General features: G+C 34.6%; 13 protein-coding genes. 5 read left to right on the top strand and 8 right to left on the bottom strand.

Translation table 11 applies throughout. The features are described 5' to 3' along the window. The first annotated feature begins 82 nt into the window (after window positions 1-82). From CGC48_RS04365 to era, 5 genes are all read left to right on the top strand, one after another. A complete protein-coding gene (locus CGC48_RS04365) occupies window positions 83-736 on the top strand; it encodes a hypothetical protein (protein ID WP_098028602.1) in 654 nt (217 codons plus the stop codon). A 58-nt stretch (window positions 737-794) separates the two neighbouring features. Continuing rightward, window positions 795-1,784, top strand: a complete 990-nt coding sequence (gene hemB, locus CGC48_RS04360) for a porphobilinogen synthase (protein ID WP_098028601.1) — start codon at window positions 795-797, stop codon at window positions 1,782-1,784. Window positions 1,785-2,096: 312 nt separating this feature from the next. After that, on the top strand, window positions 2,097-3,014 hold the full coding sequence (locus tag CGC48_RS04355; protein ID WP_098028600.1) for an OmpA family protein: 918 nt from the start codon (window positions 2,097-2,099) through the stop codon (window positions 3,012-3,014). Between the two features lie 36 nt (window positions 3,015-3,050). Next, window positions 3,051-3,755: a hypothetical protein gene (locus CGC48_RS04350; protein ID WP_098028599.1), complete on the top strand. Its 705-nt coding sequence runs from the start codon at window positions 3,051-3,053 to the stop codon at window positions 3,753-3,755. Between the two features lie 98 nt (window positions 3,756-3,853). Continuing rightward, complete coding sequence (era, locus tag CGC48_RS04345) at window positions 3,854-4,735, top strand: GTPase Era (protein WP_098028598.1); 882 nt, start codon at window positions 3,854-3,856, stop codon at window positions 4,733-4,735. Window positions 4,736-4,746: 11 nt separating this feature from the next. Here era and CGC48_RS04340 read toward each other — a convergent pair whose 3' ends face one another. The 8 genes from CGC48_RS04340 to murG form a co-directional block, all read right to left on the bottom strand. Continuing rightward, window positions 4,747-5,133, bottom strand: a complete 387-nt coding sequence (locus CGC48_RS04340; RefSeq protein ID WP_098028597.1) for a hypothetical protein — start codon at window positions 5,131-5,133, stop codon at window positions 4,747-4,749. Between the two features lie 4 nt (window positions 5,134-5,137). Further along, a complete protein-coding gene (locus CGC48_RS04335) occupies window positions 5,138-5,368 on the bottom strand; it encodes an AtpZ/AtpI family protein (RefSeq protein ID WP_098028596.1) in 231 nt (76 codons plus the stop codon). Then, entirely contained in the window at window positions 5,331-5,744 is a 414-nt protein-coding gene (locus CGC48_RS04330) for a bactofilin family protein (RefSeq protein ID WP_018280337.1), read from the bottom strand. Before CGC48_RS04330 ends, CGC48_RS04335 begins: the two co-directional genes overlap by 38 nt. 240 nt (window positions 5,745-5,984) lie before the next feature. Next, entirely contained in the window at window positions 5,985-7,823 is a 1,839-nt protein-coding gene (gene ftsZ / locus CGC48_RS04325) for a cell division protein FtsZ (protein WP_098028595.1), read from the bottom strand. Between the two features lie 18 nt (window positions 7,824-7,841). Beyond that, window positions 7,842-9,218, bottom strand: a complete 1,377-nt coding sequence (gene ftsA, locus CGC48_RS04320; protein WP_098029753.1) for a cell division protein FtsA — start codon at window positions 9,216-9,218, stop codon at window positions 7,842-7,844. A gap of 141 nt (window positions 9,219-9,359) precedes the next feature. After that, window positions 9,360-10,070 (bottom strand): cell division protein FtsQ/DivIB, encoded by a 711-nt coding sequence (locus CGC48_RS04315; RefSeq protein ID WP_098028594.1) that lies wholly within the window; start codon window positions 10,068-10,070, stop codon window positions 9,360-9,362. A 30-nt stretch (window positions 10,071-10,100) separates the two neighbouring features. After that, entirely contained in the window at window positions 10,101-11,450 is a 1,350-nt protein-coding gene (gene murC / locus CGC48_RS04310) for a UDP-N-acetylmuramate--L-alanine ligase (RefSeq protein WP_098028593.1), read from the bottom strand. A gap of 118 nt (window positions 11,451-11,568) precedes the next feature. Beyond that, entirely contained in the window at window positions 11,569-12,654 is a 1,086-nt protein-coding gene (gene murG / locus CGC48_RS04305; protein ID WP_098028592.1) for an undecaprenyldiphospho-muramoylpentapeptide beta-N-acetylglucosaminyltransferase, read from the bottom strand. Between the last annotated feature and the right edge of the window lie 33 nt (window positions 12,655-12,687).

Genomic DNA, 12,687 nt, shown 5'->3' with positions numbered 1-12,687 from the left:
TGTGCTATTAGGAAGTCTATTTTTTTACTGATTTGGTATTATTTCAAAGCATTAATAAAATCAAATTTTTAGCTTTATAAAAATGAAAAGAAAAATTGTATTAGTTACATTGATACTGTCCATTTATCTTGGTTGTGCACAAAAACAATTGACTCAGGCAGAATTGGAAATAATGTTTAGTAAGGATTGGTGTACTTGCTTGGAAAAAGAATCTGTAGGCAAAGACGGAGAGCAAATTCCCCAAGTATGGGTGGATTGTATAGCCAAAATAATGAAACAATACACTGAAAATGAGATTCTGTATGCTGATATACGTAAATTTGCAATACTGAATTATCCTGATTCAAACTTATCCGATTATGAAAGAGAAAGACTTTTTGGAAGGCAATTAGGAAAAAAAATGCTTGTACAGTCACTTGATAATTGCGATATTTATCTGAAAGGAATGAGTGATTTTAAGACGTTTTACATCAAAAAAGCAACACAAGATGCTTCTTCTGAAAGCAAAAAAGAAGTGGAAGTGCTTATAAAGAAAATGCAAGAGACATTAGACGAAGTTGACATTAATAAAATGAATGATACACAAAAAAGTCAAATAGGAGAGTACTATGTTCTTTTGGGACTGTTGTATGAATTTAAGGGAGATAAATCTCTTGTATTACTTCAATACGATAAGGCGATAGAACTTGTTCCATATAATTATAAAGCAATTGCTTTCAAGAAGTTAATAAACTAAAAAATACTTTTTTTAGATTGTTTAATTTTTTGAATATTTTAATTTTTTTGAGAAAAATATGTATCCATTAAGAAGAAACAGAAGATTGCGTACCACCGAAGCCATTCGTAGTTTGGTTCGTGAGACTATCGTTACGCCTGATGATTTTTTGGTGCCACTTTTTGTGGTGGAAGGCAAAGGTGTAAAAGAAGAAATCGCTTCAATGCCAAATTATTATCGTTATAGTTTAGATTTGCTTGAAAAAGAAGTAAAAGAACTTTGGAAATTAGGTTTGAAGTCGGTACTATTGTTTGTGAAAGTTCCTGACAATTTGAAAGATAACAAAGGAATAGAAGCTGTAAATCCCAATGGACTGATGCAAAGAGCCATCAAAGCGGTGAAAAATGCTGTTCCGCAAATGCTGGTAATGACCGACGTGGCACTTGACCCATATTCTGTTTACGGACACGACGGAATTATCGAAAATGGGCAAATTGCCAATGATGCTACCGTAGATGCCCTTTGCCAAATGAGTTTATCACACGCCCAAGCAGGTGCCGATTTCGTAGCACCAAGCGATATGATGGACGGAAGAATATTGAACATTCGTGAAATGCTGGAAGACAATGATTTCCAGAATGTTGGCATAATGTCGTATAGTGCCAAATATGCGTCTTCTTTTTATGGTCCTTTCCGTGATGCGTTGGATAGTGCTCCTGTTGACGTTCAAGATATTCCAAAGGATAAAAAAACGTATCAAATGGATTACCATAATCGTTTGGAAGCCATTAGAGAAACACGAATGGATATTGAAGAAGGTGCAGATATTGTGATGGTTAAGCCAGGATTATGCTATTTGGATATTGTTCGGGAAGTAAAAAATATGTCGGAAGTTCCTGTGGCGGTATATCAAGTTTCGGGCGAATACGCAATGCTTAAAGCCGCAGCCGAAAAAGGTTGGCTTAATCACGATGCAGTAATGCTCGAACAAGTGACCGCTATCAAGAGGGCAGGAGCAGACATTATAGCTTCTTATTTTGCCAAAGATGTCGCTAAACTAATAGGTTAATAAGAATAAAAATCACACAGATAATTAATACCTGTGTGATTTTTTATTTGAAATGTAGGTAATCTCTTCAAGATATCATCATATTTTAGTATTTCTCGTGAGTTTATGTGCTGAAAAACAGAAATATAACATAAAGTAATGTTAAAGTTTATCTACTGATTTTTAGCTTATTTTCTGTACTTTACTGATAAACAAGGTTTTTAAATTTATTATTTTCTTAAAATATTGTTATTCAGTAGTTTTATGTTAAAATTGGGTTGTTTTATTAGTATATCTTTTGTTACTTTGTGACTATATTTTAACAAAAAGATTATGAAACAACTTTTTTACTTACTTGGTATTTTACTGACCATTGTTTTTGGTGCATATCTACAGTATCATTTTTGTTGTCAGGCAGTTTGTTACACGGATAATGTTTCTGAACAGATTGTAAAAGAGGAAGTTCCTAAAGAAAAACAAAAAACATTGGGCTTCTCAATTGTGACAGATTACTTAAAGTTAGAACACGTGGATAATTTTAAGTTTGCGAGAAATTCCTACGAAATTAATCCCATAAATACAGAAATAAATGCTTTAATTGACCAATCAAAAGAGCATTTTAAAGTGAATAATTTCAAAGTTTTAGAAATTGTTGGCTTGTATTCTGCAGATGAAACAAATCGTTCTGTTTTTCCCACAATCGGTTTGGCAAGGGCTAACGCTGTAAAAATGTACTTCGAAAAAAGAGGCTTTCCTTCTCAACAAATCAAAATATCAGATAAGTTGGAGGAACAAACAAAAGAAAATAATCTGGAATATATCGATATCGCAACACTTTTTCAGGTAATGGAATTAACTCCTGAAAGCCAATCTGAAAAGATGGAATCTTTTAAGGCTTTTGCCAAAGATATTCGCGAAAATCCTATCCGATTGTATTTTGAAACGGGCGAATCTCATATTAATCTTACAATGGAGGAGCGTAAGAAAATTCAGAAATTGAATGACTACATCTCGCAGGTGGAAGGAGCTTGTGTGCAAGTTATTGGGCATACAGATAATGTGGGGAAACGACCTTCAAATTTACGTTTGGGAGAAGAAAGAGCAGCTTTTGTGAAATCGTATTTGGTTAAAAATCACTTTCCTGAATCACTTGTTGAGGTAATTTCTCACGGACCAGACAAACCTATTGCGAGTAATAAAACTCAAGAAGGAAAAGCTAAAAATCGGAGAGTTGAAATCACTTTAGAATAATCAAAATAAATTATTAATAACTAAATTACAAAAAATATGTTGTGTTGGATTATACCTATTATCGTCGGACTTATTTGTGCTTTGTTAGGTTATTTACTTGGCAGAAATTGTGTGTGTAAAAAATTAGATGATTGCGAATCAATCCGTGAGAGTATGCGGAAAGATTTTGAAAAGGAACGCTCTGATTTCGGTAAGATGAAAACTGAGTTGGAAGCAAAATTAAAAAACAAAGAAAATCAAGTTTTAGAGCTTCAAACCAAAGTTGATAATTGCGAGTCGCTTCGTAAAAATATGCTGAATGATTTTGAAAGAGAACGTTCTGATTTTCAGAAAATACAATTTGATTTGGAGGAGAAGCTCAAATCCAAAGAAAATGAGATTTTCGGATTCCAAAGCCAAATTAAAGAATTAGAAAAAACGCCAATAACAGCATTTTTGTTCAATGAGGAAGCAGCAAGACTTGCTTTTGGCAAAAAAATAAAAGAAGATGATTTGACAATTGTTGAGGGAATAGGTCCTAAAATTCAGGAATTATTTAAGGAAAACGGAATTTCTACTTGGAAGATACTTTCAGAAACGTCTGTGGAAAGACTTAAAGAAATTCTTACAATTGGAGGAGACCGATTTATCATTCATAATCCTGGTACGTGGTCTCGTCAGGCAGAGTTGGCATATCAAGGTAAATGGCAGGAACTCAAAGAATGGCAAGACTTTCTTGTTGGAGGTGTAGAGCCATCATAAGATGTGTGATTTTTAAAGTTTAAAATGGTTTGTTTTTAACGGCAAACCATTTTTTATGTTTATTTTTTTGCTAAATTTGCTTTCAAATATTTTATTTTATGCATAAATCAGGTTTTGTGAACATTATAGGAAATCCAAATGTTGGAAAATCTACTTTAATGAATGCCTTTGTGGGTGAGAGATTATCTATAATTACGTCAAAAGCACAAACAACAAGGCATCGTATTTTTGGAATTGTTAGTGGAGACGATTTCCAGATTGTATTTTCGGATACTCCAGGTATTATCAAACCAGCGTATGAACTGCAACATTCGATGATGGATTTCGTGAAAAGTGCTTTGGAAGATGCTGATATTCTTATTTATATGGTGGAAGTAGGGGAAAAGCAGCTCAAAGATGAAGCATTTTTCGCGAAAATAAATAAAATGAATGTTCCAATTCTTCTTCTCATTAACAAAATTGACAAATCATCGCAAGAAGAGTTAGAAAATCAGGTCGCTTATTGGAAAGAACAAGTCCCAAAGGCAGAAATTTTTCCGATTTCGGCTTTGGAAGGCTTTCAAACTGCAGAAGTTTTCAATCGCATAGTGGAATTATTGCCCGAGTCACCTCCATTCTTCCCAAAAGATCAGTTAACAGACAAACCAGAACGATTTTTTGTAAATGAAATCATACGCGAAAAAATTCTATTAAATTATAAAAAAGAAATTCCGTATGCGGTTGAGGTTGAAACAGAGGCTTTTGTAGAGTCGGAGCAAATTATTCATATTCGTTCAGTGATTATGGTGGAACGCGAAACCCAAAAAGGAATTATTATTGGTCATAAAGGCGAAGCTCTCAAAAAAGTGGGAACACAAGCTCGAGCAGATTTAGAGAAATTCTTTGGTAAACAAATTCATATTGAAATATTTGTAAAGGTAAACAAAGATTGGCGTTCCAATACAAGGCAATTAAGAAGGTTTGGATATAAAGAAAATTAAGCGTGATAAATTTACTTTTCTGCTTTCGGTTTGATTAATTTTATCGTGAAGATAGCTTCTACAATTGTGAAAATAAAGTAAGGAATTACTACAAACAAGGCATCAGAAATAGGTGTTTTTTCTGTGTTTTTTATTAAAGGAAAAATGAATATGATGATGGCTATCATACGTATCAAAGCCGTTCCCAGAAAGGCAAAGGCAGTGTATTTTTTTAAAAATGAGTGAATTGTGTAGATAACACTTATGACACATACCGACAGACTGAAATGAAACAAACTAATCTGGCTAATTCCTAAAAATGATGAGATTTCATATTTATTGACAATGGCTTCAAGCGAAAAATACGTCAGAGCACTTAAAGCAATTATAAGAAGAAGAAAACGAAAAAAAATGTTCATATAGTTAAGATTTGTCAGACATATTCATTACCTGCCTGATTACGGAATAAATAGCTACAAAAACTCCCAAAAGAGAGAGAACCACAGTAAAAAGAGGATAAAGATTGGGGAATTTTCTGTCCAACCAATCGCCCAGAAAAACACAAATGGCTATAGTAATAGCCATTTGAAGTCCCGCTTGGGAGAATTTTATCCACTTATTTAGTTGCTTTGTCGGCAATTTGTAATTTTTCATTTGAAATATGAGGTTTAGAATCCTTCATAGTACACGAAACATTGAAAATAGCTCCCGGTTCAATTGATAATTTTTCTGTAAAAACCTCTCCTTCAATAACTGAAGTTGATTTCAAGCTCAGTACGCCACTTACGCGCAAGGTTCCTTCAATTTTTCCTTCAACATCTGCATTTTCACAAATAACAACGCCTTTGATAAGCCCTGTCTTTCCGACAACTAATTTTCCGCTTGTCTGGAAGTTTCCTTCAATTTCACCATCAATTCTAAAATCAGTTTTAGAAATTATATCTCCTTTAAATTTTGTTTCAGCAACAATTCTGTTACTGCTTCCTGATGATGTGTTTTCAGCCATAACTTTCTTATTTTCTTTAAACATAGTTTTCTATTTTTAGAAAGATTAAAAATTATCCTCCAAAGTTACTGCTTTTTTAAAAATAAAAAAATAAATAGTAATCTTTTTTAAGATTATTGAGGAAAGAATCAATAAAAGTTATTTAATTTTATTTTGGTAACGTATTGTTTTTCATTTTGTTGTGGTAATAAAATAAGCTTTCCAGTACTACTTGTACTGGAAAGCTTAGAAAAATTTAAAAATTTATTTGTTATGAGGTATTTGTTAATCTACGTTGTCGTGCAGGAACGAATTATTTCTGCGTATTTGGTATTCGCCAGAGCTGTCTTTACTAATTGAAGTTCTCGACTGATTGTTTTCAGAATAATTGTTTGAAGAACCAAAAATATGATTATAATTTTGCAAACGATTCGAACGTTTAGCCATAACGTCTGAAATTCTGCTATTTATGGGGTCAATTTCCTGTGGCTCTTCATCTAGAAACATACTTATTTGTCCCTGCTCGTCAATGTTTGAAGGCGTGGGTTCAGTTTCTTCTTTTTTGTAAAGTATGAACTCATTTCCGTTTTCTTCTATTGTAATATTGGAAGAGAATGGTTTAGCCTCATTAAGGTTTTTTTCCAATTCCATATAATCTTCCAATGAGTGACGAATTTCTCCACTTTGGCTTATAGTTGGAGTGATTTGTTTTGGTTCTTCATAATCGTCGTTAATATCACTACTCAAATGGAAGAAAACAGGAGCATCAGAATTTTTTTTAATTTCTTCTCTGATAGGTTCTTGTTTGATAACTCTTTGTGGTTGAACTCTTTCTTTTGCTATGTGTGAAGTGTTGTTCAACGTAGCTTTAGGTTTTTCAACAATGGTAAAAAATTGCTCGGGAGAAAGTACCTCACAATCAACCCAGATGTTAAATAGCTCAGAAAGAGAAGCCTGAGAGGTTGGTTTCTTTTCTGGAGAAGGTGTAACGACAGGAGTTGAATAAGCTGGTTGCCAATCATTTGTGTTTACAACTGGTGTATTTCGTTCAGTTAGGTCGTGCACAACTGGTTGTGTATCATCAAGTACGTGAATTACTTTTTTGGTTTCGCCATTTACTATTTCGTGTTGTTGATTGGCATCAAATCCCGTTGCAATTACAGTAACTGACAAAGCATCACCCAATGATTCATCTTCACCAATACCAGTAATTAGGTCAGCCATATTTTCACCTGCTTGCATCTGAACGTAATTGCTGATTTCTTCAATCTCTTTGGTTGTCGCTTGTTTACTTCCGTATACAATTAACAATAAAGCATTTTTCGCTCCAGTGATTTTGTTGTCATTTAGTAAAGGAGAATTCAACGCTCCTGAAATAGCTTCAAAAGCTCTGTTTTCGCCATCAGCAATTGCTGATCCCATAATTGCTGTTCCTCCTTCTCCAAGTACAGTACGAGCATCATTCAAGTCGATGTTTACGATGTAGTGTTTACTGATTACCTCTGCCATTCCTTTGGCTCCTTTTAAGAGGATTTCATCAGCTTTGGCATAACTATCTCTGATGCCTAAATCACCATAAATTTCGGAGATTTTATTATTGTTTATAACGATAAGAGAGTCAACGCATTCTCTTAGTTTTTTAATTCCAGCTTGTGCTTGTTTGCTTCGTTTTAAGCCTTCATAGGTAAAAGGAGATGTAACAATAGCAACGGTCAAAATTCCCATTTCTTTTGCTTGTTTGGCAATTACGGGAGCTGCTCCAGTTCCAGTTCCACCGCCCATTCCTGCTGTGATAAAAACCATTTGAGTATTTCCTTCCAATACCTTACGGATTTCTTCCAAGCTTTCTTCAGCTGCTTTTTCGCCGATTTCAGGGTCAGCACCAGCACCTAATCCTTCGGTTAGTGTTACTCCCAATTGGATTTTGTTAGTAACTGGGCTATTTTCAAGGGCTTGAGCGTCTGTGTTACAGATTACATAATCCACTCCCTTTATTCCTTGAATGTGCATATGATTTACAGCATTACAACCGCCACCGCCAACGCCTATAACTTTGATGATATTACTTTTACCTTTGGGTAAGTCAAATTTTAATCCTGTGTTGTTCATATCATTTGTACTCATAACTATTTGTTTTATTATTTATTCGTCGCTACTATCTAAAAAATCTTTAATTCGTTTGCCTACTCCTTCCCAAAATCCTACTTTTTTCTTCTTAATTTCTTTCTCATTTTCCGCATCTTCATCTTGAGAAATATCAAAATCTGGGGAAGTAGGAATTTCTTGTTGCTCAATTTCGGGTTGGGGAGTTGAAACTTCTTTGAAAGCCTCTAACTTCTGTCGGATAATTTCTTCTGCTTCATAATCAATAGCACTCATTACCAGTCCTATGGAGGTTGCATAAATTGGAGAAACTACCTTTCCGTTTGAATTATTCGTTAAATGTTCATTAGGATAACCAATACGAGTGTCCATTCCTGTGATGTATTCCACCAATTGCTGGATGTGTTTTAATTGGCTTCCACCACCCGTAAGCACAATACCTGCAATTAATTTCTTTTTGTGTTCTTCGTGTCCGTAACTTTTTATCGTATTGAAAACCAAATTGATAATTTCACTAACACGAGCGTGAATTATTTTTGAAAGATTTTTTAGTGTGATTTCTTTGGGTTCTTTTCCTTTAATTCCAGGAATTGAAACGATTTCGTTATCACGATTTTCTCCTGGCCAAGCCGAACCGAACTCTACCTTTAGCATTTCAGCTTGCCTTCCCAAAATACCACATCCTTCCTTAATATCTTCAGTGATAATATTTCCCCCCATCGGGATTACCGCTGTATGTCTGATAATTCCATCTTTAAAAATTGCCACATCAGTTGTTCCTCCACCAATATCAACCAAAGCAACACCTACGTCTTTTTCTTCTTCACTAAGAACAGCATTAGCAGAGGCAAGAGGCTCAAGCGTAAGATTCGTAAATGTAAGCCCTGAAAGTTGCACACAACGCGTAATGCTTTTGATGGAATTTAACTGCCCAATAACAAGATGAAATGAAGCATCTAAGCGGGAGCCAATCATTCCAATAGGTTCTCTGATATCGTCTTGGTCGTCAACTTTGTATTCCTGTGGTAATGCGTGAATTATTTTTTGACCAGGAGATAAGCCTATGCGATATACTTGCTGTTTGAGTTGTTCAATATCCTCAATGTCGATGAGTTTTTCTGCGTCAGGACGAATGATATAATCACTATGTGAACGACTTAAAATGTGTTGCCCTGCGATTCCTACAACAACATCTTTAATCTGTAATCCTGTTTTTTCTTCTGCATCACGAATTGCCTCAAGAATGGATTGTGTTGTTTTTGTTATATTATGAACTACACCTTTGTTTATTCCCTCACTTTTAGCTTGTCCGTAGCCTAATATTTCAATTTTTCCATATTCATTCTTGACTCCAACCATCGCAACAATTTTTGTTGTTCCGATGTCCAAGCCAACGTAATATTTTTTATGTTTCATATCATTATGTTTCATATTTTTTTTGTGTTAAGATGTTAAATTACAGGTGATAAGTGAATTTATCTGTTAAATTCTGACCTTTTTCTGAAAAAATTAACTTTTTCAGTAACATAAAAACTCCAAAAACGCAAAAATAAACAATTATTTCGTACAAACTACCTGATTTGAATATTTTAAATTAACAATTTTATAAACATTTAAGGTATTGCTTTTTTCCATTTGTTTGTAGAAAGCTTTTAGATTCGCCTTTTTTTGTTCCATTTCTTCCAAATCTCCCCAAATCACAACGAAACTAGCTATTCGCATATCAAATTCGTATTCGCTATTTCGTTTTATATTTATTTTTGTGATATTTTTTGTGAGAAATTCATCATTTTGTATGAATTTTATTAAATTATAAGTGTTTTCCCAATGTTTTTCATCAATATTTCCAGTAACAAGAGGCACTCTTGCAGAAAATGAATCAGAAAGAGGCATTTTCTTACCCTGTGAATCCATATAAAAGAATTTTCCTTCCTCGTAAAATCTTGCAAGGGGCTGACGTTGTTTTATCTTCACGTTCAGTATTCCATCAATTGTGCAAAAAACTTCTGATTTCTCAATCATTGCGTGATTATCCAGTAATTTTTCTATCTCGTTGATTTTCAAGGAACCTATTTCTGTTTTACTTTGTGGATTAAGCACCATTCTACGAACTGTTTCATCTGTGATGTACATATCCGAACTTTGATGGTCAACCTTTACTTCCTTGATAGTCCGAGTTTGATTTCTGTTTGACGCGAAAATCTGCAGTGAAACAGGTAGCAAAATAATGGTTACTATCTTTAATATTTTTCTTAGTGTATTTTTCATTTCTTAAATAAATGATTGAAATCCAGTTGTCTAAGAGAAATTTTGTTTAATTCTCTCAACTTCAGCTCCGATGTCACCTGCTCCGACAGTAAGCAATAACTTGGGCTGTTTTTTGGTTAGTAACGGAATTAAATCCGATTTTGAGACCAAAACTTTCCGTTTACTTTGAATTTTTTCTAACAATACTTCTGACGTGATTCCTTCAATGGGCAATTCTCTTGCAGGATAAATATCCAACAATACTACATCGTCAAATTTGGATAAACTCTCTGCGAATTCGTCCATAAAATCGCGAGTTCGAGTAAACAAATGAGGCTGAAAAACAATAGTTTTTTCAATTTTTGGATACATTTCGTCCACCGCTTGGAAAAGTGCATTGATTTCCGATGGGTGATGTGCATAGTCGTCAATGAAAACGAAATCCTTTTCTTTGATGATGTATGAAAATCGACGTTTTACTCCTTTAAAAGTTGCCAATGCAGACAATAATTTTTCAGCAGGAAACCCCGCTTGTACACCCATCGCCACCGCCGCCAAAGCGTTCGACAAATTGTGTCTGCCCGGTTTTGGAAACACATAATTTTTAAGAACGTTGTTTGCATAATGGAAATCAAAGTGATACAAACCATTTTCGATACGAATATTTTGAAAGCTGAAATCAGAATTATCTTCCAATCCGTATGTTTTTCCGTTTATTTTCAGTTCGTTACATATAATCCGATTTTCATCAGATTTAATTTTGTCGGCAAAATCACGAAATCCTTTTTCAAATTCCTCTTTACTTCCGTAGATGTCCAAATGGTCGGCATCCATTGAAGTAATACACGCAATATCAGGAGATAACCTTAAAAAAGAGCGGTCGAATTCGTCGGCTTCAACAACGGTAAATTTACTTCCGTTAAGAACTAAATTGCTGTTGAAATTTTCAGCAATTCCACCTAAAAAAGCACTTACTGAAGCTCCACTTTCCACTAAAATATGAGCCAAAATGCTTGATGTTGTGGTTTTTCCGTGCGTTCCTGCCACCGCTAAACAAAAACTATTTTCAGTAATCATTCCTAAAATTTCGGAACGCTTAAAAACTTGATAACCATTCTTTTGGAAGAAAACAAGTTCAACGTGCATTTTCGGGACGGCAGGTGTGTACACCACAAGAGTATTTTCTACGTTCTTGAAATCTGATGGGATATTTGCTTCATCTTCCGTAAAGTGGACTTTAATTCCTTCGTTTTCAAGTGTATCGGTAATTTCTGTTGGTGTTCGGTCATATCCGCAGACATTCTTCCCGATGGCTTTGAAATAACGAGCCAATGCCGACATTCCGATTCCACCAATCCCGATGAAATATACGTTTTGTATGTTATTGAAATTGACTTTCATTGCGTTTTTGTTTAAGGTTCTAAAAGATTGAAAGATTAAAAAATTAAATGATTAGTTATTCTTTTTGTATTTCTTTTCAATTTTTTTGATTATTTCAATTTTTCAATCTTTAAATCATTTAATCTTTGAATAATTTAAAAATAATATCTATGATGTCCTTAGTTGCGTTGGGTTGAGCTAATTTTTTGATGTTTTCAGAGAGATTTTTCTGCTGATTTTCGTTAAGAATTAGCTGTGAAAATATTGTTTTAAATTGGCTATCTAACTCGCTTTCACGGATTAAAACACAACCTTGCTTTTTTGCTATTGCTTGTGCATTTTTAGTCTGATGGTCTTCCGCTACGTTGGGTGACGGAATGAAAATCACAGGTTTGCCCACAATGCAAAGTTCACTTACGGAACTTGCTCCTGCTCGGGAAATAATCACATCTGCTGAGGCGTACGCAAAATCCATTCGGTCAATGAATTGCAATACTTTAATGTTTTCAGAGTCGTACTTTTTATATTCTTCAAAATAGAGTTTCCCACACTGCCAAAGTACTTGGATATCAAGTTTTTCAAAAAGAGGTAAATTACTTTCAATAAGCTGATTGATACGTCTTGCTCCTAAACTTCCGCCCAAAACCAAAAGCGTTTTTTTATTTGGATTCAGAGAGAAAAAAGTTTGAGCTTCTTTTCTTTTTTCGGAAATGTTGAGCAAATCTGCCCGAACAGGGTTCCCCGTTTTCACTATTTTTTCTTTCGGGAAGAATTTTCCCATATCCTCATAAGCCACACATATTTTTTCCGCTTTTTGGCATACCCATTTGTTGGTCACTCCAGCATAGGAATTCTGTTCTTGAATTATCGTAGGAATGCCGAGCCATTGAGCCGCTTTAAGGGTTGGGGCAGAGGCATATCCGCCTGTTCCGATAACCACATCAGGACGAAATTTCTTGATGATTTTCCGAGCCTTCCACAAGCTACTGACAAGTTTCAGCGGAAACATCAAGTTGTCAAGCGTTAGTTTGCGTTGTAAACCCGAAATCCACAATCCTTTGATGGGATACCCCGACTGAGGCACTTTTTGCATTTCCATTCGGTTTTTAGCTCCCACAAACAGAATTTCGGCATCAGGCAAACGACGCTTTATTTCATTCGCAATAGCAATAGCAGGATAAATATGTCCGCCTGTACCGCCACCTGATATGATAAATCTTTTCATAATAGTTTGAATGTTTGAGTATTAAAATTTAAA

The sequence above is a fragment of the Capnocytophaga cynodegmi genome (genome assembly GCF_002302475.1).
GTDB lineage: Bacteria > Bacteroidota > Bacteroidia > Flavobacteriales > Flavobacteriaceae > Capnocytophaga > Capnocytophaga cynodegmi.
This window is presented reverse-complemented; position numbering and strand designations above follow the sequence as displayed.